General features: G+C 62.8%; 18 protein-coding genes and 1 tRNA gene. 12 read left to right on the forward strand and 7 right to left on the reverse strand.

Annotated elements, in window-relative coordinates:
• Nucleotides 1-42: 42 nt before the first annotated feature.
• Nucleotides 43-1767, reverse strand: a complete 1725-nt coding sequence (locus tag MUG95_RS02450) for a sensor histidine kinase (RefSeq protein WP_247009488.1) — start codon at nucleotides 1765-1767, stop codon at nucleotides 43-45.
• Between the two features lie 213 nt (nucleotides 1768-1980).
• Nucleotides 1981-2667 carry a fimbrial protein TafA gene (gene tafA / locus MUG95_RS02455; RefSeq protein WP_247009489.1) on the reverse strand — a complete coding sequence of 229 codons (687 nt, stop codon included), beginning with the start codon at nucleotides 2665-2667 and terminating at the stop codon, nucleotides 1981-1983.
• Between the two features lie 173 nt (nucleotides 2668-2840).
• On the opposite strand from tafA, the gene tafE reads away from it, so the two are divergent.
• From tafE to MUG95_RS02475, 4 genes are all read left to right on the forward strand, one after another.
• Complete coding sequence (gene tafE / locus MUG95_RS02460; protein ID WP_247009490.1) at nucleotides 2841-3401, forward strand: TafE family fimbrial adapter protein; 561 nt, start codon at nucleotides 2841-2843, stop codon at nucleotides 3399-3401.
• 55 nt (nucleotides 3402-3456) lie between these two features.
• A complete protein-coding gene (tafF, locus tag MUG95_RS02465; protein ID WP_247009491.1) occupies nucleotides 3457-4614 on the forward strand; it encodes a TafF family fimbrial protein in 1158 nt (385 codons plus the stop codon).
• Nucleotides 4615-4683: 69 nt separating this feature from the next.
• Entirely contained in the window at nucleotides 4684-5823 is a 1140-nt protein-coding gene (locus MUG95_RS02470) for a signal peptidase I (RefSeq protein WP_247009492.1), read from the forward strand.
• 104 nt (nucleotides 5824-5927) lie between these two features.
• On the forward strand, nucleotides 5928-6719 hold the full coding sequence (locus tag MUG95_RS02475; protein ID WP_247009493.1) for a M14 family metallopeptidase: 792 nt from the start codon (nucleotides 5928-5930) through the stop codon (nucleotides 6717-6719).
• 22 nt (nucleotides 6720-6741) lie between these two features.
• Here MUG95_RS02475 and MUG95_RS02480 read toward each other — a convergent pair whose 3' ends face one another.
• Nucleotides 6742-7200 (reverse strand): UPF0179 family protein, encoded by a 459-nt coding sequence (locus MUG95_RS02480; protein WP_247009494.1) that lies wholly within the window; start codon nucleotides 7198-7200, stop codon nucleotides 6742-6744.
• Between the two features lie 70 nt (nucleotides 7201-7270).
• On the reverse strand, nucleotides 7271-7654 hold the full coding sequence (locus tag MUG95_RS02485; protein ID WP_247009495.1) for a DUF5820 family protein: 384 nt from the start codon (nucleotides 7652-7654) through the stop codon (nucleotides 7271-7273).
• Between the two features lie 561 nt (nucleotides 7655-8215).
• Between MUG95_RS02485 and MUG95_RS02490 the strand changes: the two genes are divergently transcribed.
• The 8 genes from MUG95_RS02490 (at nucleotide 8216) to MUG95_RS17080 (ending at nucleotide 19595) form a co-directional block, all read left to right on the forward strand.
• Nucleotides 8216-10288: a PrkA family serine protein kinase gene (locus tag MUG95_RS02490; RefSeq protein ID WP_247009496.1), complete on the forward strand. Its 2073-nt coding sequence runs from the start codon at nucleotides 8216-8218 to the stop codon at nucleotides 10286-10288.
• On the forward strand, nucleotides 10288-12570 hold the full coding sequence (locus MUG95_RS02495) for a PrkA family serine protein kinase (RefSeq protein ID WP_247009497.1): 2283 nt from the start codon (nucleotides 10288-10290) through the stop codon (nucleotides 12568-12570). Before MUG95_RS02490 ends, MUG95_RS02495 begins: the two co-directional genes overlap by 1 nt.
• The gene (locus MUG95_RS02500; protein ID WP_247009498.1) at nucleotides 12561-13874 is read left to right on the forward strand and encodes a YeaH/YhbH family protein; all 1314 of its coding nucleotides are present in this window, start codon (nucleotides 12561-12563) and stop codon (nucleotides 13872-13874) included. Before MUG95_RS02495 ends, MUG95_RS02500 begins: the two co-directional genes overlap by 10 nt.
• Entirely contained in the window at nucleotides 13871-15871 is a 2001-nt protein-coding gene (locus MUG95_RS02505) for a SpoVR family protein (RefSeq protein ID WP_247009499.1), read from the forward strand. Before MUG95_RS02500 ends, MUG95_RS02505 begins: the two co-directional genes overlap by 4 nt.
• 417 nt (nucleotides 15872-16288) lie before the next feature.
• Nucleotides 16289-16870: a DUF7344 domain-containing protein gene (locus MUG95_RS02510; protein ID WP_247009500.1), complete on the forward strand. Its 582-nt coding sequence runs from the start codon at nucleotides 16289-16291 to the stop codon at nucleotides 16868-16870.
• 31 nt (nucleotides 16871-16901) lie between these two features.
• Nucleotides 16902-17291 carry a secondary thiamine-phosphate synthase enzyme YjbQ gene (locus tag MUG95_RS02515; RefSeq protein ID WP_247009501.1) on the forward strand — a complete coding sequence of 130 codons (390 nt, stop codon included), beginning with the start codon at nucleotides 16902-16904 and terminating at the stop codon, nucleotides 17289-17291.
• A 95-nt stretch (nucleotides 17292-17386) separates the two neighbouring features.
• Nucleotides 17387-18820 (forward strand): DASH family cryptochrome, encoded by a 1434-nt coding sequence (locus tag MUG95_RS02520; RefSeq protein WP_247009502.1) that lies wholly within the window; start codon nucleotides 17387-17389, stop codon nucleotides 18818-18820.
• 121 nt (nucleotides 18821-18941) lie between these two features.
• Nucleotides 18942-19595 (forward strand): helix-turn-helix domain-containing protein, encoded by a 654-nt coding sequence (locus tag MUG95_RS17080; protein WP_247009503.1) that lies wholly within the window; start codon nucleotides 18942-18944, stop codon nucleotides 19593-19595.
• A gap of 30 nt (nucleotides 19596-19625) precedes the next feature.
• Here MUG95_RS17080 and MUG95_RS02530 read toward each other — a convergent pair whose 3' ends face one another.
• The 3 genes from MUG95_RS02530 to MUG95_RS02540 form a co-directional block, all read right to left on the reverse strand.
• On the reverse strand, nucleotides 19626-21611 hold the full coding sequence (locus MUG95_RS02530) for an AMP-dependent synthetase/ligase (protein ID WP_247009504.1): 1986 nt from the start codon (nucleotides 21609-21611) through the stop codon (nucleotides 19626-19628).
• A gap of 318 nt (nucleotides 21612-21929) precedes the next feature.
• Nucleotides 21930-22041 (reverse strand) — tRNA-Glu (locus MUG95_RS02535).
• Between the two features lie 242 nt (nucleotides 22042-22283).
• Entirely contained in the window at nucleotides 22284-24284 is a 2001-nt protein-coding gene (locus MUG95_RS02540; RefSeq protein WP_247009505.1) for a 3-hydroxyacyl-CoA dehydrogenase/enoyl-CoA hydratase family protein, read from the reverse strand.
• Between the last annotated feature and the right edge of the window lie 180 nt (nucleotides 24285-24464).

Consider the following 24464-nt stretch of genomic DNA (forward strand, 5'->3'; position numbering starts at 1 on the left):
GGCCAAACCACAGTGGAGAAACCAGTCACAGGGAGGAGTCGACTACGTGGAGTGTTCGGATTGCGGTCGGCTGGCGGTCACATCGGTAATTTCGATTCGTATTCCGCCGTCGATGCCATCAGCGACTCGAATCGACCAGTCGTGAGCCTCGGCGATGTATCGGACGATAGTGAGGCCGAAGCCGGTGCTGTCGTTGCTCGTGGTGTGTCCGTGTTCGAAAATTGCGTCCCGTTCGTCCTCGGGGATACCGTCGCCATCGTCCGCAACGAAGAACCCGACGCTGTCCTCGTCAATCACGGTATTACTGTCTGGGCCCACTGTTCCGACCAGAACAGTGAGTGGCCCGTCGTTGTGGGCCGTGGCGTTCTCGAATAGGTTTTGGAAGAGCTGAAGGAGTCGAACTGGGTCGGCTTCGATTGCCGTGTCTCCGACACGACAGTCTAACTCCGATTCGCCAGTCTGAACGTGATTCCAAGACTGTTCGGCGTGTTCGGCCAGCGAGCACGTTTCAGTTTGCTCGACGTCCTCACCAGCACGAGCCAGTTCCAGCATGCTGTCTATCATCGACTCCATCCGGTCCAGCGCGTCTTCGAGACGTTCAGCGTCGTCACTGGGTTCCACATCTAGCCGATTGGTTTGAATCATCGCGACGTTCAGCGGGTTCCGCAGCTCGTGTGACACGATGGACGCGAACGCGTCGAGGCGTTCGTTGGACTGTTCGAGGTCCCGTCTCGTCGCTTCGAGTGTCGTGATGTCCCTGAACGTGATGAGCCGACTCCCGCCGTCACCGACCGCCGTCGTCTTCGCGTCGAAACATCGGCCCGCGTCGTCGGTGTATCGCAGCGGCTCCGGTTCCGTCTCGTCGGTATCTCGAACGGAGCGGAGCGTTTCGGCGAACCCGCCGAGAAACGCTGTTTCGTGCATCCCCCTCCACTCCGAGTCGACTTCGAACACCCGCCGTGCCGTCGGGTTGCTATCGACGACACGGTTGTTGTGGTCGACCAACACGACGGGGTCGTCCATTACATCGAATAGCTGTTGGCGACCGATTGGCGCGACCTGAAACAGTTGGTACCTGAAGATAGCGACCGCGAGTGCGACCGCCGTGAGACCGAGTCCCAAGTCGGTAACGTTCAGATGCGGCGGGATAATCCCGGCTAGCAACAGCGCGTTCACTACGAGAGGCGTCCCGAAGCCGACTGCCATCAGCACCGCCTGGCTAGTGGTGTCGTCGGTGTTGTTCGTAGCGATGTACGGGAGGACGACACCGGCACCGAAGAGTGTAACCGCGTAGATGTACAGTTGGTGGAGCGCGAACGACAGATTGAGGTCGCGGTCCAGCAGCACCCATTGCTCGACGGTGACCCCGAGGACGGTAATCGGCCCGCGGACAGTGAGTCCTCGCGGTTCGTACAGAAACACCGGGTCGAACGCGAGCAGGACACTGAGTCCGACGAGTTGGACGGCACTAACGACGGCGGCCCACCGTATCCACCGCCGTTTGTCGGCAAACGAGAAGGCGAAAAAGAGCGTCCCGAAACAGACGAACGGTATCACGACAGCGTTCGTAACGTTTTTTACGATGAGCGTCAGTTCCGATCGGACGACTGCGGCCGCCACGAAGTTGGTTATCTCCCAGAAACTGAACCCGAACATCAGCGTGGCGAACGCGAACACCGAGAGTCGACGGTCACGCCGGAGATATCGTCGCACCGCGTAGATACCCAGTCCGAAGGTGAGGAGGAATATAAGGGCGTAGAGAGTCATCAGTGGCGTAAACTGATAGCCCATCGGGAAACCTACTTCAGAACTACCGATATTAACAGTTGTGTTCGAGGCGGTTCAGTGTCCGACTCGGCAGTAAACGTCTCTAGTGGCGAGACACCGCCACTGTCGCGTGAACGGGGTCGAACGAAATCACGCGGTACCGGTTGTCACCGCAGTGGCATCGTCCAGTCGCTTCGAGCGGCGACGGGCTGTCTACGGCGTCGGCTCGATACGAATCGTCAGCGTGTCACTGTCGTCGGGACTGGAGCCACTGGCGTTTGAGATGCCAGTGGTGTCGACGTTGCTGTTGAGGACTGTCCTACCACTGTCGCCGCCGATGGTAGTTGTCGGGAAGTCGCCGCTAGCGTCGCCAGACGCCTGTGTGCCGTTGTCTGCGATGTTGAGGAACTTGTTGTTTGTCGTCTCGAGCGTCACGTCGTAATCGGCACCGTCGGCGTTGCCGTCGATGTCCGAACTGTCGATGACGAACAGGTCGTCGTAGTTGATGGTCGAATCTTGAGGGAGTCCACCGTCGTCAGCACCGAATCTAAGTGTCACGTCGTTCGCGATGAGACTCACTTCGGTGTCGGAGGCCCCGTGACTGCTCACGACTTCGGCCGAACTCGTCGGATTCAGTGTGGTTTCGTCTTGGTCTGTAGTGGTCGTGCCGTCCGCTGAGTCGATGAAGACCGTACTGAACGCCGCATCGACGCGCACGTCGACGTACTCGTCCGTCAGCGCGTCCACGTCTTCGGTCGCGTTGGTCACCTCGTCGGGACCGATGACGTTCACTTCGACGGTCCGCTCTGCCTCGACGGACGTGAACGCGCCCGACCCGAGCAGGCCGCCGCCACCGATTGCTAATGCACCCATTCCAGCCAGTATGTTTCTACGGTTCATCTTCATGATTTTACCTAGCACGTAGTACGTGCCTTACCACCCATCAGTGGGTATAGGGACTTATTATTAGGCTGCTTGAGCGGGACTAAAGGCGTGCTTGAGCGGATAATGACGGCCTTTAGACGGCATAACGGCGGCAATTAATAAGTCCCACAGGTGCGTCCGTGTGACCAATGGATATCAACAGACGAAACGTACTGCTCGGCCTCGGGACGGTCGGCATGGGCGTCGGCGGGGCGTTCGGCTCCGGGGCGTTCACCGCAGTCGAGGCAGAGCGGACCGTCGAAATCAATACCACGGACGACGCGAGTGCGATACTGACGTTCGCGGCGAACTCCCCGGCCGGAGACAACATCATCGCAACCGAAAGCGTGGGTGGGAGTAGCATCATCAAGGTCAAGCAATCGAACCTCAACGAGCAGGCGACGACACGGTTCGAGGACGCGCTTGCGGTAACCAACGGCGGCGGACAGAACGTCGGCCTCTCCGTAGACCCGAGTCAGAGCGACGACCCGAACAACCTCATCGGGAGTGTGCTGGACATTCAGGACACGAACGGGAACACAATCGTCGACGGGGGTACCCCCGGTGACAACGCCGTCGATGTAGACTCAACCACGAGCGTCGACCTCACTATCGAAGTGGACCTCCGGAACGGGAACAGTGGGTCAGCCATCGATACGATCAACACTATCGTGTTCGCCGCGCGTGAAGGCGACCACTCCAGCGCGTAACGCTCCCGTTCCTCTCTCGGGGCACGCGTGACGGTTCGTTCCGACCGGCAACTGTATGAAACACCTGCACGTCATCGTTGGGCTTGCCCTAGTCGTCTGCGGGACGGTCATAGCCACGGGTGCAGTCCCGTTCGACGGGCAAACCGACGAGCTCGGTGACGACAGCGGGATACACCTGCAACCGGCGGATACGCCGAACGGCGACCGCTACGCCGAAATCGGTCCCGATGGGAAGCTCAGGGTCTCGATTACCACCATCCCCGGAACCGAGAGCAGATTCAACGATGTCTTCGTCGTCGGGTACGAGGGTATTGAGGGGAGCAATAGGTCCGCAGACGTGTGGATTGGAAACGCAAGTAGTCGGATAACAATCGTTCGGATGGACAACGGCAATACAATCGAGGGACAGAACAACTCGATTACGCTCGCCCCGAACGAGTCTGTCAGGCTCGGCGTCGTCGCCGACGTTGATTCTAGTACGTCCAGAAGCTTCGTCGAGAACATAACCTACGAGTCACCAGTATCGAGTTCTAACAGTGGGTCAGGTGCTGGGAGTAGTGGTGGCGGCAGTGGTTCGGGTGCCGGGGGTGGTGCTGGTGGCGGTGGCACCGACGCCGGGACTGGGACCGGAGCGAGTCCCGACGGCGGTGACGCTGATACCGAGACCGATACTGGTACCGACAGTGACACCGGAGACACAGAGTCGGGGCCGGACGCGGACACGGAGACGGACACCGGAACCGGTGGACTGGTTGCCGACTCGGGTGACTCGGTCCTGCCGGGGCTGTTAGACGGGCCAGTCGTGTTGCCGGTACCGGGTACGCTCTCTCTCACCTTCGGGTGGCTGGTCCTCCCGTGGTACGTGTGGGTGTTGTTCGTCGCAGTCCTCACCGTGGTGGCCGACTACCTCACGCAGACCCGACTCCGTGGTGTGCTGCCGTTGCTGGAGACGCCAGCGGGGACGAAACAGCCGCGGTTCAGATACGCACTCGGCCGCCTCGGACTACTGTGGTTAGTGGTACTCGTACTCACACAGGTGGCGATGGCCGCCCTGTGGACGCTGGGCTTCCAAGGCATGGTGCTGTTTGTCACTCTCCTGAGCGCGTCGGTTGTCTTCGGCGTCATGCTGGGCTACTGGGAACTGCCGGAAATCGAAGGCCGGCACGTCGAGCCGGTTGCTGACGGGCGCGGCGGTGAGGGACGAGACGACTGACCGGGTCGACCGGCCGAGCGACAGCGATTTACTGTCCCGTAATGTAAGGCCGACAAGCGGCATCCCTCGATGTTCCGAACGTATCTGGTTAGAGCGGCAGAAGTTGTCGTTGTTCTGACAGTTCTCGCACTCATCGCGGGCGTCGTACTCGGCCAGCCAGTGTTGTTTAGTTTCGTCACCTCCGACAGCATGTCGCCGACGATTCAGGAGGGCGATGGGTTCGTCGTCGTCCCCGACCAGTTGACCGGTGATATCGACGAGGGTGACGTAGTGGTGTTCCAATCCCAGGAAATCGAAGGCGGTGAATTGACTACGCACCGTATCGTCGGTGAGACGGACCGAGGGTACATCACGAAGGGGGACGGGAACCCCTTCACCGACCAAGACGGCGTCGAGCCGCCAGTGACCGAGAGTCAGATTGTCGCAACTGCTTGGCAGCCCGGCGGTCGAATAGTTCGGATTCCGTCCCTCGGGACGGCAATCCTCGGGACACGCGCGTTCGTGTTCGAGGTGCAAGCGTCCGTTGCAGCCGCAGTCGGGGTCGAGGGGGCAGACAACGCTCAGGAGGTGGGCGGGGCACTCTTTTTATCCGGGTTGGTACTGCTGGTTCTGACGACTGTGAATCAGTTCCGTCGGGGTACCTCCCGGGACAGAAGCCGAACGCGGGGCCAAGATACGGTCGACCCGCGGTACGCGGTGATATTCTTGATAGCCATCGTGGTCGTGCCAGCGAACCTCGCGATGGTGTCCCCGAGTACGACGCACGAGATATCGACAGCGGAGATTGCACAGGGCAGCGGTGTGGGACCGGGTGAGACGGCCGAAGCAAAGCTATCGGCACGAAACGGTGGAGCGGTGACGATGCTGGTCGTGTTCGAGCCACCGGCGGATGTGACACTGAACAGCCGACAGCTCGAGGTCGTCGGGGGCGGTACAGCGTCGACGACGATGTTCGTCCCTGTTCCGTCGTCCGGCGAGGAGCGAACGGTGCGACTGCCGGAAAGCCGGTATATCGTAGTGCTGCCACCGTCCCTGCTGCTGACGCTGCACGACATACACCCGCTGGTCGCGCTGGGAGCAATCAACGGCGCGCTCGTCTTCAGCATCGTGGCACTCGTGTTCGGGCTAGTCGGGGTTCGCAAGCGGCGTACGCGTGACACCGGGCGAGACATCCCCCTCTCTGTCCGCATCAAACGGGCACTCCGGTGAGCGACCTCCGGCGGTCGGCAAGTGTCGAAGCAGGGCCCCACACCAACAGGCCAGTGGCAATGCGTGAGGACTAAGACGGCGCGTCCGCGACTATCGAGCAAGAAATGCGTGTCGAGACGGTCGGAGACGGCCCCGCTGAAGTGGCGGTTGTCGGCGGAATACACGGCGACGAACCGTGTGGGGAACACGCAGTCGAGACGCTCCTCGCCGAAGAGTTGACCGTCGAGCGACCGGTGAAGTTCGTGGTCGCCAACGAGGAAGCCGCCGAGCGCGGGGTCCGGTACGTGGACGAAGACCTCAACCGAGCGTTCCCGGGTGACCCGGACAGCGATACCCACGAAGGGCGGTTGGCGGCGACACTCGCCGACGAACTGGCGGGCTGTGAGGTACTCTCCTTGCACTCGACGCAGTCCTACGGTGGCCTGTTCGCCCTCGTGGGCGAGCGGACCCCGTTCGCCCGGCGCGTCTGTCCACGGCTCCCCGTCGACGCCGTCGTCGAAACCGGGGCGTTCAGCGAGGGGCGACTGTTCGAGGTGGCCGACCAGTTGGTCGAAGTCGAGTGTGGCTATCAGGGGTCCGATGCGGCCGCCGAGAACGCCGTCGGCGTCACCCGGGCGTTCCTCCGGGCGACGGGCGCGCTCCCGGGCGGGACGGGGGCCGACCAGGCTGAGTTACCGGTCTACCGCCTGACCGCACCGATACCGAAGGCCGCCGCCGAGGCTTACGAGGTGTTCGCGTCGAACTTCCGGCGCGTCGGCGTGGGTGAGGCGTACGCCGCCGCCGACGAGGAGGAGTACGTCGCCGACGAACCGTTCTATCCCGTCCTGATGTCGCCGTACGGGTACGAGGACGTGTTCGGCTACACCGCCGAGAAGGTGGACACGCTCACCGCCTGACGGCCGTGTCGTCGTCCGGCAGTCACTCGTCGGCGTCGCGGGCGGGGGCGAACTCCACGAGCGTCAGGTCCCGGTCGAGCATGCAGTAGTCGTGTGGCGGGTCGCCGACCACCTCGTCGATGCGGTACTCGGTGTCGAAGTCGGCACCGGCGGGTTCACAGAACTCGTGGGACGGACACCCAGTGTGTGGGCACTGCCCCGGGAGTTCTGCCGCGCTTCCGGCGTAGGCTTCCTGTGACTCGACGTTCGCGAGGACGGGCGCGGGTTCGACTTCGACGGCCGTGACGCCGGTATCGTGGACGGCACAGTCGAGGGTGCTCGCGTTCTCACGGACGGCGGTCACGCGGTACCTCCGGCCCTCGACGAGATTCAGACACTGGTCACGGTACGGACAGCCCTCACACGCCGTCGCTTCGCCGCCGTAGACGAACTCGGTCCCGGGGTCTGCGAGTCGCGTTCCGATGAGCGTGACCGTCGGCATCAACGGATGTTCTCCGGCACCGCGGTTAAGTCTCCCGCCGGAACACGTCGACCGACGTACAGTGCGGTCGTCACGCCCGGCCGGTCAGTCGGTCGAGTTCGTCGAGGTACGCCTCGCGGGGGACCTGATACAGCGCGCGGTAGTCGATGTCACCGGCGGCGAACCGGTCGGCCAGCGACAGCGCGCCCTCGATGGCGGCGTCTTGGTCGTCGTACTGTTCGGTGTCGCGTGTCACCTCGGGTTCGAGCGACAGGGTGACGTACCACGGGTCGCCCGGGTCGGGTCGGTGTTGTCCGGGCCGTCGGCCGCGCTGTCCCTTCGTGAGATAGAGCGTCGGGAGACACGGTGCGGGGAACGAGTGGCTGTCGAACACGTCGGGACGGTAGACGAGGACGTGTTCCGTCTCGCCTTCGTTCCACACCTCCCACCCCGGCGGGAGCGTCTCGAAGGACATGACGAGGCGTTACGCGGCGACCACAATGAGTGCCCCGGTCGGACGCCTCGGGGACGGTCACGACCCGTGCAACTACCACACACGCACCCGGCCATCATATAAACGGGCGTGACGGCGGCCGGCGTGGCCGGCCAGAATACCGGACGACGTATGCCACTTTCATCGTTTAAGTACCCGTCAGAGAGGGCGCGAAAACGCCGAATTGGGAGAAGGCTTATCAGTTCGCAACACTCATATAATAAATAGTATCGGTGGTAAGCCCACCCATACACGACCACCACACCGTGGCCGCTCTCACCGTCGCCGCCCGGGATTTATTGGTCTCATCCGACCACCGGAGTGCGCGCCGAGTGGCATGGTATGGTTGCACATGACAACTACAGTCCGAACACCCCGGTTCTGCCGGGCGCGCGTTGCGCACGCCTGCGATCAGTCCGGAGTGTCGACAGTAGCCACGTGGTGGCCGTCGAGGGAGGCACCGCCGAACGGTGCGGGGAGCCACCCGCACGGCCGGACCGAACGGACGGCGTTTGGAGCCGGCCTCAACCTTTCCGTGATAGCATGACCGGTACACAGGACACCCTCGCAGAGTTGAGTCGAGAGTACCAGGACTCCATCCCGTCGGACCTCCGTGAGACCCGGACGTTCGACTGGTACCTTGACCAGCTATTCGACGAGCCGCGCATCGCCCGCAACGCACACCAGCGCGTCGCAGACATGTTCGACTACTACGGCACCGAGTACGACGAGGACGCCGGTGTCGTCGAGTACAAACTCGCCTCGGAAGACCCACTCCGTGACGGAGAGAACACCTTCTACGGGCGGGTCGTCCACGAGGCCATCCACGAGTTCGTCAACAAGGTCAAAAGCGGTGCGCGTGGCCTCGGCCCCGAGAAACGCATCAAACTCCTGCTCGGTCCGGTCGGGTCCGGGAAATCCGACTTCGACCGACAGGTCCGCACCTACTACGAACACTACACCGGGACCGACGCGGGGCGGATGTACACCTTCCGCTGGACGAACCTCTGTGACATCATCCCCGACCAGGACCCGGCCGACGACACCGTGCGCTCGCCGATGAATCAGGACCCGCTGGTGCTCCTCCCACAGGACCAGCGTGACTCGGTCATCGAGAAACTCAACGACGAACTCGACGCGCCTTACACCATCCGCAACGAGCAGGCACTCGACCCGGCGAGCGAGTTCTACATGGACCGCCTGCTGGCCCACTACGACGACGACCTCCAGCAGGTGCTGGAGAACCACGTCGAAATCGTCCGTCTCGTCGCCGACGAGAACCAGCGCCGGGCCATCGAGACGTTCGAACCCAAGGACAAGAAGAATCAGGACGAGACGGAACTGACCGGCGACGTTAACTACTCGAAGATAGCCGTCTACGGGGAGAGCGACCCGCGCGCCTTCGACTACTCCGGCGCGTTCTGTAACGCCAACCGCGGTATCTTCAGCGGCGAGGAGTTGCTGAAACTCCAGCGGGAGTTCCTCTACGACTTCCTGCACGCCACGCAGGAGCAGACTATCAAGCCCAAGAACAACCCGCGCATCGACATCGACCAAGTCATCGTCGGGCGGACGAACATGCCCGAGTACAAGGACAAGAAGGGCGACGAGAAGATGGAGGCGTTCAACGACCGGACCAAGCGCATCGACTTCCCGTACGTCCTCCAGTACTCCGAGGAGGCCGAAATCTACGAAAAGATGCTTCGGAACGCGGACCTCCCGGACATCAACGTCGAACCCCACACCTTGGAGATGGCGGGGCTGTTCGGCGTCCTCACCCGCATCGAGGAGCCGGACGCGGGTGCCGTCGACCTGCTCCAGAAGGCCAAAGCCTACAACGGCGAAGTCGACGAGCAGGAGGACGTCGACGTGAAGAAACTCCGCGAGGAGGCCGCCGAGATGGCCGAAATCGGGGAGGGCATGGAGGGGGTCTCCCCGCGGTTCATCGGCGACGAGATAGCCGAGGCCATCATGGACTCGATGCACCGCGAACGTCAGTTCCTCTCGCCGTTGACGACGTTCAACCACTTCGAGGAGAACCTCGAAAACCACGGCTCCATCCCGGAGGACCGCTTCGAGACGTACTACCGCTACCTCGAACTCGTCCGCGAGGAGTACAAGGACCGGGCCATCGAGGACGTGCGCCACGCGCTGGCCTACGACGTGGACGAGATACAGCGGCAGGGCGAGAAGTACATGGACCACGTGATGGCCTACATCGACGACAACACCGTCGAGGACGAGATAACGGGCCGCGAACAGGAACCCGACGAGACGTTCCTCCGCTCGGTGGAGGAGAAACTCGACGTGCCCGAGGACCGGAAAGACGACTTCCGGCAGGAGGTCAGCAACTGGGTGTCCCGCCGCGCCCGCGAGGGTGAAGGGTTCAACCCGCAGGACAACGACCGCCTGCGCCGCGCGTTAGAGCGCAAACTTTGGGAAGACAAGAAGCACAACATCAACTTCTCGGCACTGGTCTCCAGCGGCGAGATGGACGACGACGAGCGCAACCAGTGGGTCGACGCCCTCATCGAACAGGGCTACACCGAGGAAGGAGCCAAGGAGGTGCTCGAGTTCGCCGGTGCAGAGGTCGCCAAAGCAGAGATGGAAGACTGATGGCCAGACACGACTACATCGACGCCGCCGATACGGCCCTCGAAGAGACGTATCAGGAGCCGATGAGTCTCGCCGAGTACGTCGACCTAGTGTTGGAGCGGCCCCACCTCGCAGCCCACGCCTCGAAGTACCTGCTCTCGGCCATCGAAGCGGCCGGGACCCGGACGGTCATCGAGGAGGGCGAGGAGAAGGAACGCTACCGCTTCTTCGACGACCCGCACAACGACGGCGAACACGCCATCCTCGGGAACACGGACACGCTCAACCAGTTCGTCGACGACCTGCGCTCCATCGCGGCCGCCCGCGGCAAGGACGAGAAGATAATCTGGCTCGACGGGCCGACGGCGACGGGGAAGTCCGAACTCAAGCGGTGTCTCATCAACGGCCTCCGGGAGTACTCCAAAACCGACGAAGGCCGCCGGTACACCGTCGAGTGGAACGTCGCCGGGGCCGAGGGCGACGCCAGCGGTCTGACCTACGGCGAGGAGACAGTCAGCGACGAGGACGACTGGTACGAGAGTCCGGTGCAGGTCCACCCGTTGACTGTGTTCCCGCCGTCGGTCCGCGAGGACCTGCTGGCGGACCTGAACGAGCGACTGGACGACCACGTTCCCGTCCGCGTCGAGAGCGACCTCGACCCGTTCTCGCGGGAAGCCTACGACTTCCTCGAAGAGGAGTACCGCCGGCAGGACACGGACGACCTGTTCTCGGCGGTTACGGCCCCCCGACACCTCCGCGTCAAGAATTTCGTCGTCGACGTGGGCCGGGGCATCGGCGTCCTCCACAGCGAGGACGACGGGTCGCCCAAGGAACGACTCGTCGGGTCGTGGATGGCGGGGATGCTCCGGGAGTTGGACTCGCGGGGCCGGAAGAACCCCCAAGCGTTCAGCTACGACGGCGTCCTCTCGCAGGGCAACGGTCTGCTCACCGTCGTCGAGGACGCCGCACAGCACGCCGACCTGCTCCAGAAGTTGCTGAACGTCCCCGACGAGGGAGCCGTGAAACTGGACAAGGGCATCGGGATGGACATCGACACACAGATGATTATCATCTCGAACCCGGACCTCGAAGCGCGCCTGAACCAACACGCCGACCGTGAGGGACAGGACCCGCTGAAAGCGTTGAAACGACGCCTCGACAAACACGAGTTCGACTACCTGACGAACCTCTCGCTCGAAGCCCAACTCCTCCGCCGGGAGTTGACGAGCGAGACGGCCGTGTGGACGGCCCAGTCGTGGGACGAACTGGAGGAGTGGATACGCGAACCGCTCCGCGTCTCGGTGCGGGACAGCGACGCTGCGGTCAACGAGAAGGAACTGGCCCCACACGCCATCGAGGCCGCCGCGCTGTACGCCGTCGTCACCCGACTCGACGAGGAAGACGTGCCGAACGGCCTCGACATGGTGGACAAAGCCCTGCTGTTCGACCGCGGCTACCTGCAGGAGGGCGACGACCGAATCGACATGGACGACTTCGACTGGAACGACGACGCGCGGGACGGCGACCACGGCATCCCCGTGACCTACACCCGGGACATCATCGCCGACTTGCTCCACGAGGAGCGCGAGCGGTTCCACTCGGAGTTACCGGTCGAACACGTCCTGATGCCGCGGGACGTGCTCAACGCGATGGCCGAACGACTCGGCGACGCACCGGTGTTCTCCGGGAGCGAGCGCGTCGAGTTCGAGAACCAAGTCGTGACGGTGAAAAACCACGTCTTCGGTCAGCAGGAAGACGACGTGCTCGCGGCAATCATGCGGGACAAGCGCGTCGACGAGGCGACGGTCGAGGAGTACATCGAACACGTCTACGCGTGGGAGGCCGACGAGCAGATAGAGAACGACCGCGGTGAGCTCGTCGACCCCGACCCGCTGAAGATGAAGGTGTTCGAGATAGAACACCTCGGGCGGTTCAACGAGAGTAACTACGACGGCAACGACCCCGACGACGCCGTCGAGTCGTTCCGCACGGACAAGATAATCACCGCGCTGAACCGCCACGCGTGGCACAACCGTGACGACACGTTCCGCATCGAGGACGTGAACCCCAAGGAGATACCGGTCATCAAGTCGGTACTCGGTACGCACGACTGGGAGGACGTGCGGCGGACGTTCGAGGACTTCGACCCACGACAGTGGGACAACCCGCCGAGCGGTACCGAGACGGCGGCCGTCAAGGAGGACACCGTGCGCAACCTGACGGAGATGTTCGACTACAGCGAGGCCTCCGCCGAGTTGACCAGCCGCCACGTCATGAGTCAGGTGAGTTACAAATGGGACTGAGAGACGACATCGACCGCTACCGGGAAGTTGGCGAAGAGCGACGGCAAGACCTCGCCGAGTTCATCCAGTACGGTGACCTCGGCCAGTCCCGCCCCGACGAGGTGAAGATACCCATCAAAATCGTGGACCTCCCGGAGTTCGCCTACGACCAGCGGGACATGGGCGGCGTCGGGCAGGGCGAGGACGCCGAGGAGGGCCAACCCGTCGGCCAACCGGAGCCACAGCCCGGCGATGGCGACGAGGACGGCGACCCCGGCGAGGAGGGGGCAGACCACGAGTACTACGAGATGGACCCCGAGGAGTTCGCCGAGGAACTCGACGAGGAACTCGGACTGGACCTCGAACCGAAGGGGAAGGAAGTCATCGAGGAGAAGGAAGGTGACTTCACGGACATCACGCGAACCGGTCCCACCTCGACGCTGGACTTCGAGACGCTGTTCAAGAAGGGCCTCAAGCGCAAGTTGGCGATGGACTTCGACCGCGGCTTCGTGCGCGAGGCCCTGAAAGTCGAGGGGATGGGGCCGGCCTCGGTGTTCGAGTGGGCGCGCGGGGAGAACACCCCCGTCTCCCGCTCGTGGCTCGAAGAGGCGTACGCGGACCTCTCGGCCGACGAGAAGTCGACGTGGGCCTCGATGGACGAGATGGCAGACAACGTCGACCGGGAGTCCACCGCAGAGCGAATCCGGCGGGAGGGCGTCGACCAGATACCGTTCCGTCGGGAGGACGAACGCTACCGCTACCCCGAAGTCGTCGAGGAGAAAGAGAAGAACGTCGTCGTGGTCAACATCCGGGACGTGTCCGGGTCGATGCGGGAGAAGAAGCGCGAACTGGTCGAACGGACGTTCACGCCGCTGGACTGGTATCTGACGGGCAAGTACGACAACGCCGAGTTCGTCTACATCGCCCACGACGCCGAGGCGTGGGAAGTCGAGCGCGACGAGTTCTTCGGCATCAGGAGCGGCGGCGGCACGCGCATCTCCAGCGCGTACGAGGTGGCCGCCGAGGTGCTGGAGGAGGAGTACCCGTGGCACGAGTGGAACCGGTACGTGTTCGCGGCGGGCGACTCCGAGAACTCCAGCAACGACACCGAAGAGCAGGTCATCCCGCTGATGGAGCAGATACCAGCGAACCTCCACGCATACGTGGAGACCCAGCCGAGCGGCAACGCCATCAACGCCACACACGCAGAGGAGGTAGAGCGACACTTCCGGGAGAGTGACAACGTGGCCGTCGCGTACGTCTCTAGCCCCGAGGACGTGGTCGACGCCATCTACGAGATACTGAGTACGGAGGACGAATCATGAACTCCGACCGTTACGAAGCGCGACGTATCGCCGAGGACCTCGAAGAGCCGGTCGATGAGGCGTCGAACCTCGCGGCCAAACTGGGACTGGACCCCTACCCGGTCAACTACTGGATCGTCGACTACGACGAGATGAACGAACTCATCGCCTACGGCGGGTTCCAGCAGCGGTACCCACACTGGCGGTGGGGGATGCAGTACGACCAGCAACAGAAGCAGAGCCAGTTCCTTGGCGGGAAAGCGTTCGAAATCGTCAACAACGACAACCCGTCGCACGCGTTCCTACAGGAGTCGAACACGATGGCCGACCAGAAGGCGGTCATCACCCACGTCGAGGCACACGCCGACTTCTTCGCGAACAACGAGTGGTTCGGGATGTTCGCCGACAACCCGGATGCCGCCGCGATGTTGGCCCGCCACTCCGACGCCATCGAGGAGTACATGCAGGACCCCGACATCGACCGTGCGGCGGTCGAGAAGTGGATAGACAGCATCCTCTGTCTGGAGGACAACATCGACCAGCACGAACCGTACGCGCCCGTCGAGACGGAGTTCCGAGAGGAACGTCCCGACGACGAGATAGACCGGGAGGACGTCGCGGAGAAACTCGACGAACTCGACCTCTCCGAGGAAGTCCGGGGGCAGGTGTTCGACGAGGAGTGGCTCGAAGCCCAGCGTGACGACGACGGGGAAGTCACGTTCCCCGCCGACCCCCAGAAGGACGTGCTCGGCTTCCTGCGGGAGCACGGCATGGCCTACGACACCGACGCGGGCAAGGCCGTAGCCATGACCGACTGGCAGCGCGAGATACTCGAAATTCTCCGTCGGGAGGCGTACTACTTCGCCCCACAGAAGATGACGAAGGTGCTCAACGAGGGCTGGGCGAGTTACTGGGAGTCGACGATGATGTCGAAGGAGGCGTTCGCCGACGCCGACGAGTTCGTCAAGTACGCCGACCACATGGCCCAAGTGCTGGGGTCGCCCGGGCTGAATCCGTACAAACTCGGGTTGGAACTCTGGCAGTACGTCGAGAACACGACCAACCGCCGGGAAGTCGTCGAGCACCTGCTCAAAGTCGACGGCATCACGTGGCGGAACTTCCACGACCGGGTGGACTTCGGGGCAGTTCAGGACCACATCGCACCGGACCCGATGCTATCGGACATTCCGGCCTCGCTCGACGAGTTCGCCGCCGACGACCCGCGCGTCGACGCCGAGGCACTGGAGCGGGCACGGAAGGGGGACGTGGACATCGAGACGTATCCGTGGAAGGTACTGACCTACGAGGGACTCGCGGAGCGGCACTACTCGCTGGTCGAACCCGCCAACCGTGGGTTCGTCTCACGCATCGGGCAGGAGGAACTCGAACGCGTCTCGCGGTACATGTTCGACACCGAACGCTTCGACAGCGTCGCGGACGCACTCGCCGACATCGACTACACGCGCGGGTGGGACCGGATGCGCGAAATCCGGGAGAGCCACAACGACGTGACGTTCCTCGACGAGTTCCTCACACAGGAGTTCGTCGACGAGAACGACTATTTCACCTACGAGTACACCCAGTCGACGGGCGACTACCGCGTCACGTCGACGGACTACGAGGACGTGAAGAAGAAGCTGATGTTGCAGTTCACGAACTTCGGGAAACCGACCGTCGTCGTCGAGGACGGCAACTACAACAACCGCAACGAGTTGCTGTTGGCCCACCGGTACAACGGCGTGATGCTCGACGTCGAACAGGCCACCGACACGCTCGAACGCGTCTTCGAGTTGTGGGGGCGACCGGTGAACCTCAAGACCATCGTAAAGGAACTCGACGAACACGACATCGAGGTTGCGAAACGCCGTGACCAGGAACCCGAACCGGAGGAGCGGGGGAAACTCATCCGCTACGACGGCGAGGAGGTCACCGTCCGTGACCTCGACTGGGACGAGGTCGAACACCTCGGGGCGACCGACGTGGACTACGACACCAAACCGGACGAGTGGCTCGCCTAACCGCCCCCGATTTCTCCGTCACACAGCTGTAAACAGTCGTTACGCGCCCTCACAAACGCGAGTTCTGGGAAAACGAGTTTCACGAGAGCGGCTGTGTTGGGATGTGAATCGTCCCGCACGGCGACCAGTCAGTGTAACAGTCGGTTGTCCAGTCCACCGTCGAGGCATCCCTGACTGCCTCGGGCGGACCGTGTAGCCAGTTCGTCAGGTAGAGCGGTTCTGTGGCGGAGAGTTGAACGGGCCGAAGAGTTCTGGACAAAGCATATTAATCTGTCCACCGTGTCTCGTAATGAGTTCTTAGAAGGTATTAATTAGATGGGAGAACGCGATACAGAACGAGAGAAGCGAACTGACCAGCAGTAAGATGGGTGTACTTGGGTGTACACTGGTGGTGTGCGGGCGGGGTGGACGGAGACAATGAGCACGGCCACACAAAGACCACGAACGGACACACTAGATGCGAGCGAGATACACGATATCCTGCGCAACGACCGACGCCGGTTAGCCATCAAGTGTCTCCGGGAGAACGGCGAGACGCTCAGCGTCCGTGACCTCTCGGAGGCCGTCGCCGCGAGGGAGACCGGCGAGTCTCCCCCGCCCCGTGACAAGCGGCGGAGCGTCTACGTCTCGTTGCACCAGACACATCTCCCGAAACTCGACGAACTCGGCATCCTCGAGTACGACACCGACAACAAGCGGGTCCTCCTCCAAGACAGGGCGACGGAAGTGACGACGTACATGGAAGTCGTCCCCCGCTACGGCATCACGTGGGCCGAGTACTACCTCGTGCTGGGCGTCCTCGGGTTCGGGACGGTACTGACCGCGAACCTCGGCACGCCGCTGTTCGGCACTATCGGTGCCCCGACGGTTGCGACGGGGTACCTGCTCGTGTTAGTCGCCTCCGCGGCGTACCACGTCCGGTCACAGGACAGACGGCTGTTCGAGGGACTCCGGTCTGAAGACATTGCGCCCGACGCCGAGGCTGACGCCGACGAGTAGGCTGAAGGGCCGCGCCGTCGACACTCACCACATGGTACGTGCCGACTTCGAGACGCAGACCGACGACCGGGTTACGGTCGTCGACATCACCGACGACGTAGCCGACGCGCTCCCGGCGGACGCCTCGGGGACCTGTACCGTGTTCGTCCGCCATACGACCGCCGCGGTCAGTGTCAACGAGGCCGAACCACGACTGCTCGACGACATCGAGACGGCAGTCGCGGGCCTCGTCCCCGAATCCGGCTGGCACCACGACGAACTGGACGGCAACGCCGACGCTCACCTCCGGTCGATGTTTCTCGGTCGGGACGTGACACTCCCCGTGGTGGACGGGTCCCTCGACCTCGGTACGTGGCAGTCGGTGTTGCTCGTGGAGTGTGATGGCCCCCGAACCCGGACAGTCACAGTCGTCTGTGAATGATGGCGACGGGACGCGCTCCCGGGAGACGGCAACCGCCGGTTTGATGCGGACGGACCCCAACTAGCAGTAGACCGGTCCGCCGGTCCTCGTCTCACATGTCCAAGACAGCCATCGTCTGGTTCCGTACCGACCTTCGAGTACACGACAACCCACCGCTCGCGGCGGCAGTCGAGGACACCGACGAAGTAGTTCCGGTGTACACGTTCGATCCACAGCAGTTCGGGGAGAGTGAATACGGCGTTCCCAAGACGGGGCCGCGACGGGCACAGTTTCGCCGCGAGAGCGTGACCGACCTGCGGTCGTCGCTCCGTGAACGGGACGGTGACCTCGTGGTTCGGCAGGGACGGCCCGACCGGGTACTCCCCACTCTCGCCAGGGAACACGACGCCGACGCCGTCCACTGCCAGACCCGACCGGCGACCGAGGAGTACGAGACGGAAGCGTCGGTTCGGCAATCTCTCTCCCACGAAGGTATCGAGTTGAAGACGCACTGGACACACACTCTGTATCACCGAGAAGACCTGCCCACGCCGGTGGCCGACATCGCCGACACGTTCACGCCGTGGCGGCAAGACGTGGAGGAAAACGCCGCAGTCCGGGAGCCGGTACCTGCACCCGAGACGGTGCCGACACCGGCAGTCGACTCCGGTGACGTTCCGTCACTGTCCGACCTCGGGTTCGAGAACCCGGAAACCGATATCGACGACCGGGGAGTCTACGAGTTCCGTGGCGGGGAAACGGCCGGATTGGAGCGACTGGCCGAGTACGTCTGGGAGCGTGACCGGCTACGGGAGTACAAGGAGACGCGGAACGGGCTCCTCGGTGCGGACTACTCCTCGAAACTGTCCCCGTGGCTGGCACACGGGTGTCTCTCCCCGCGGCGCGTCCACGCGGCGGTCCGTGAGTACGAGGCCGAACGGGTGGCCAACGAGTCGACGTACTGGCTCGTCTTCGAGTTGCTGTGGCGGGACTTCGACGCCTTCCAGTTCGAGAAACACGGCGCGCAGTTCTTCCAGCCCGGCGGCATCCGGGCACGCGACATCGACTGGCGGAAGGACCGGACGGCGTTCGAGCGGTGGGCGTCCGGCGAGACCGGCGTACCGTTCGTGGACGCGAACATGCGCGAATTGAATGCGACGGGGTACATGTCCAATCGGGGACGGCAGAACGCCGCCAGTTTCTTGGCGAACACGCTCGGCGTGGACTGGCGGCTCGGGGCCGCCTACTTCGAGTCACGCCTCATCGACTACGACGTGTGCAGCAACTGGGGGAACTGGGCCTACGTCGCCGGGACGGGAAACGATTCGCGGGATTCGGCCTTCGACGTGGTCGGACAGGCCCACCGCTACGACGGCGACGCCGAGTACGTCACGCACTGGTGCCCCGAACTCGACGGACTTCCATCCGCATACGCCCACGAACCGTGGACGATGAGCGAGGCCGAACAACGTCAGTACGGGGTCGAACTCGGTATCGAGTACCCCGACCCGATGGTCGACGTAGATGCCGGTCACGAGCAGTTCGAGTGACAGTTCAGGGCACCGGGACTCATATTCTTTCCCCTGCCCTCGGTCAATCTATCCGCCGAAACACATAATGTCCCCTATGTAGAAGGTACCACAGCACAGTAACTCATCTGACCCTTGTTACATGAGGTATTTCGACTTCACCATCTCGCCGGACGACGGGGCAATCCATCCCGCCGATAAAGTCATCGCCGACCATCCAGACGTACGTCGGGACGCGCTGATGCACGTCAACGCGCTCGGAGACGGGACTGGTGTCCTCCTCTACCGGTTGTTCGGCGACCACGAAACCCTGACAGCGGCTATCGACGACAGTCCAGCGGTCCTCGCGTGGGACGTGCTCGACGTTCAGGACGACAGGTTTCACCTCTACCTCCACGTTCCGCCGGGGCAACCCGCCGGGAGTCTGATGGCCCTCGCACAGAAGTACGCCCTCATCATCGACACCCCGTTGACCTTCACCGACCAGGGCGGCCTCCGAACCACTATCGTCGGGACACACGAGATGCTCCGGAAGGCCCTCGAAGAGACACCCGACGGCGTTCGGTTCGCCGTCGAGCAGGCGGGGCAGTACTCACCCGACCGCGAAGATATCCTCTCGGTCCTGACCGACCGCCAGCACGAAGTGTTCGAGACGGCCATCGAGGAAGGGTACTACGAGATACCACGCCAGACGACCCACGAGGACATTTCCGACGCGCTCGGCTGTGCCCCGAGTACCGTCGACGAGCACCTCCGCAAGGCGGAGTCGCGGGTCCTGTCGGCACTGATGCGGTAGGGCGGTCGAAAACAGAACCGCTTGCCGCGCTCAGTCGTCTGCCGTGGCGGCTTCGCCTCGGTATATCTTCTCGACTTTGTCCTCGAACTCGGACATGATGTTGCGCCGCTTTTTCTTCAGCGAGGGCGTCAACAGGTCGTTCTCCGGCATCCACTCGATGTGGACCAACTCGAACTCCTTGATGGTCTCGTGTTTCTCGACGTTGCGGTTCGCGAGTTGTACGTCCTCGTCGACCCACTCGCGGACGCGTTCGTCCTCACAGATTTCCTCGCGCGTGTCCGGTAGCTCGATGTTGCGGTTCTCCGCCCACCGTTCGATGGCGTCGAAGTTCGGGACGATGAGCGCGCTGATGAACTTCTCGTCGTCACCCATCACCATAATCTGGTCGACGCGCGAGGACGTGGAGAACTCGTCTTCGATGGGTTCCGGCGCGACGTTCTTGCCGGTGTCCAACACGAGCAGGTTCTTCAGCCGGTCGTGGTAGACGAGGTAGTCGTCCTCGACACGCCCGACGATGTCGCCGGTCCTGAAGAAGCCGTCGTCGGTGAACGCCTCGTCGGTCTTCTCGGGCATCTCCCAGTAGCCTTCGGTGACGTTCGGCCCCTTGATGAGGAGTTCCCCGACCGTACCCTCGGCGTCCTCGAACTGCTCTTGGTTCACCTTCGACTCGTCGATTCGGATGTCGACATCCGGCAGCGGCGGACCGAGGGTCCCGATGCGGAGGTCCTCTGGGGGGTTCGAGGTGACGACTGGCGACGCCTCGGTGAGGCCGTACCCCTCGTAGATGGGAAGTCCCATGCCATCGAACAGGCGCGAGAGGTCTACGCTGAGGCTCCCACCACCGCTGACGAACAGTTCGACGTTCCCGCCGAGTTCCTCCTTGACCGACCGGAACACGAGCAGGTTCGCGATGGACCGCTTCGCCTTGAGGCCGAGCGACGGGTTGTCCGTTTCGCTGTACTGTCGCCCGATATCGACGGCCCAGTCGAAGATTCGTTCCTTGAGGTCCGACCCGCTGGCCTGCTCGCGCATCTGCTCGAAGATGCGTTCGTAGACGCGCGGGACGCTCGCTCCGCCGTTGGGTTTGATTTTCTTGATGTCCTCGCTGACCGTGTCGGGGCTCTCGGCGTACCCCACGGTGAGGCCGGACGCGAACTGCAGGAAGTGTCCCGCCGTCCGCTCGAAGACGTGTGCCAACGGGAGGAACGAAATCGTCGTCTTCCCGGCTGTCAGGGCTGGCGTGTCCGGGTCCTTGTCCGGGCGCGGACCAACTCGTTTGCGGAGCTGATTGATGTTCGCTCGGAAGTTCCGGTGGGTCAGTTTGACCCCTTTCGGCTTGCCCGTCGTCCCCGAGGTGTAGATGAGGCTCGCGAGGCCGTGGCTGTCGATGTCCGCGATACGAGAGCGGTACGTCTCCTCGTCGAACGCTTCGTCGCCCATCTGGTACACGTCCGCGAGCGTGTAGATGTCGGGCACGTCGTCGTACTCGTCGAGTCCGTCGATGACGACCACGAAGTCCAGACTGAGTTCTTCCTCGACTTTGATGATTCGGTCGAGCAGGTACTCGTTCTCGACCACGACCCCGTCGGCACCGGGGTTGTTCAGCAAGTACTTGCACTGTTTCGGCGAGGACTCGGTGTAAATCGTACTGACGGCACCACCGGCCCCGAGAATCCCGAAGTCACTCAGTGCCCACTCCATCCGGGTGTTCGACATGAGACCGACGCGGTCGCCGTTCTCGACGCCGAGTTCGCGGAACCCAGTCGAGAGCCGACGGACGATGTCCCCCATTCGCTCGTAGGTAATAGTGGTGTACTCATCCGCGTCCGGTTCCGGCACGATATCCGGCGTCAGCGACCGCGAATAGATACCACCTTTGTACTTCTGTGCCGCCCTCTCGGCGTTTCGTTCGACAGTTTCCTCGAACAGTTCGGGGATGGTGTTGTGTCCTATCACCTCATCTTCGTACTCCCGCTCCGCTTCCCGCCACTCCGCCACGCTGTCAGACGATGCCATGCTACCTGCTATTCGCATCTATCCATAAATATACAATGGTCGTTTACACCTTTTTCAAGCGTTCAGTCGAGTGAATCGTTCGCCCGGGTTCCTGCCAGCGGTTACCGACCCACACTAGAACGTAGTCGGGGAATCGGTGGTAGCACAAACTAACGTGGTTCGAACCGAGAGTCGCGCCGCTCAGTCACGATTAGTCACCACAGGAATGCACCGTCAGGGATTTGAACCGGAGCCAGACGTGCTCGCTTCGCTGTGCGCGACTGGCAGGGTTCAAATCAAGCGAGACAGCGGTAGCTCGGAGAGGAATTGCCACAGGAATGCACCGTCAGGGATTTGAACCCTGGTCCTCGGCTGTCTTCTGCCGGAGCCTTCGTGTCAGACTTTCGACACCGAAAGGCCAAGATGATTGGCCGGACTACACCAACGGTGCGCATCTGTGTCTGGGAGGTGTCCATTAATAAACCCTGCTTTTCGGAGCGGCGGTGTGAGTGTGTCACGAGGCGGGCAATCGAGAGACGGGAACCCGCTACCCGCCGACCGGTGCCAGCCTCGACCGCCGGTTCACGTCCGTCAGCACGGTTGCTGACGGCTGTTTCGGGTGTTCAGTTCCCTTCGAAGTCGGGTTCGGTTCCGGTAGACCTGCGGTCTACCGACGCTCGCCCGATTTTTCCGTCACTGGCCTTCAAAATCGGGCTCGGTATCGCCCATGAAGGCCGTCATGCCCTCCATCACGTCGTCCGTGCCGATGAGGTGGCCGAAGGCCTGGGATTCGACTTCGAGACCGGCCTCGGTGTCGTCGCGGCCCTTCAGCATGGCGCGTTTGGTCATCTTCTGGGCGACCGGCGGCCCCTGTGCGAGGTCCGCGGCCAGTTCGTAGGCCTCGTCGAAGAGGTCGTCCTTCGACACCACGTCACGGAGGAAGCCGAAGTCTTCCATCTCTTCGGCGTCGTACCGCTCGGCGGTCATGATGATTTCCTTGGCGGGACCCTCGCCGATGACGTTGGCGAGCCGCTGGGTACCGCCCCATCCCGGCAGGAGGCCGAGGTCGAGTTCCGGCTGCCCGAACTCGGAGCGTTCGGAGGCGATGCGGATGTCGGTACATATCGAGAGTTCCATGCCGCCGCCGAGACAGAAGCCGTCGATGCCCGCGACGACGGGCATGGGCGTCTCCTCCAGACGGCCGAAGGTCGCCTGCCCCTCGCTCGAGAGTTCCTGTGCCGAGAGCGGGTCTGCGCTCGTCGCCATGGACTGCACGTCGGCCCCGGCGGAGAACGCCTTGTCACCCTCGCCCGTGATGAGGATGGACCGGACCTGTTCCTCCGCTTCGAGGATGTCGAGGGCCTCGTCTAGTTCACCGAGCACGTCGAGGCTGATGGTGTTCATCCGGTGGGGTCGGTCTATCTTGATGTGGCCGACCTGCTTCTCGTTGTGGCCTTCGGGCACGTCCACGTCGATGCGTTCGAGAGCGATAACCTCGAAGTCCGGTCCCTCGTCTTCCTCGTCGTCGCCACCGTAGAAGCCGCCCTCCTCGACGGCTTCTTCGAGGTACTCCGGCGGTTCGTAGCGGGCCGCACCGGTCTCCTCGAACAGCGATTCGAGTTTGTCGAGGCACTGCCCGACGCCGTACTCGTCGACTGTCTTGACGGGACCCTGCGGGAACCCAGCACCCATCATCACGGCCTCGTCGATGTCCTCGGGCGGAGCCACGCCGTCGCCGACGAGGTTGGCTATCTCCTTGGCCAGCGTCGCGTTCAGTCGCTCCTCGACCTCCTCGCTGTACTCGTCGGTCGGCACGTCGGCACCGTCGCCGTCCTCGTAGTCGTAGAAGCCCTTGCCGGTCTTCTGGCCGAGTTCGTCGTTCTCGACCATCTCGACCATCACCGGGGCCGGTTCGTACTCGTCACCGAGCACCTCGTTCATGTACTCCAGCACGTGATAGGAGATGTCGATGCCGGTCATGTCCGCCAGCTCGAAACTCCCCATCGGCAGGCCCATGTGGTACTTCGTCGTGGAGTCGATCTCCTCGACGGTAGCCACGTCGTCGGAGAGCATCCAGCAGGCCTCGTTCATCAGCGGGACGAGGATGCGGTTGACGATGAAGCCCGGCGAGTCCTTGCGGACGCGGACCGGGGTCTTGCCGAAGTCCTCGGCGAGTGCCTCGATGGTCTCGACCGTCTCGTCGGCAGTGTGGCCGCCGTAGATGACCTCGACCAACTGCATCCGAATCGGCGGGTTGAAAAAGTGCATGCCACAGAACTGCTCGGGGCGGTCCGAGACCTCCGAGAGTTCCGTAATCGACAGCGAGGACGTGTTCGTCGCGAAGATGGCGTGGTCGGGTGCGGCCTCCTCGACCTCCGCGTACACGTCCTTTTTGATGTCCATCTTCTCGGGGACGGCCTCGATGATGACATCGGCACTGCCGACGGCCTCGGACATGTCGACGAGCGGTGTCACGCTGTCCAGTGCGGCCTCGGCTTCCTCGTCGGTTATCTGGTCTTTCTCGGCGAGTTTTTCGAGGCTCCACTCGATGTCCTCGTAGCCGCTCTGTACGAACTCCTCTTTGATGTCGCGCAGTCGAACGTCGTATCCGGCGAGTGCAGCGACCTCCGCGATACCGTGGCCCATGTTCCCGGCCCCGAGTACCGCGATGGTCTCGATGTCTTCAAGTTCCATAAGTCGTCGTTGTAACACACTCCGTGAACTGCTTTCAACGTTTTTCTTTCCGCAGCAAGGCCGGAACCAGCCGAAAGCGGCCGGTTCACGCGTCACCGGAGTGGCTGAGCGAGACTGTCGTGCTGTCGTGACGGCGGGCACCGAACCCCGGCGAAATCCTCCGAGAGAGGTCCGGAAACG

The organism is Halorientalis litorea (genome assembly GCF_023028225.1).
Lineage (GTDB): Archaea > Halobacteriota > Halobacteria > Halobacteriales > Haloarculaceae > Halorientalis > Halorientalis litorea.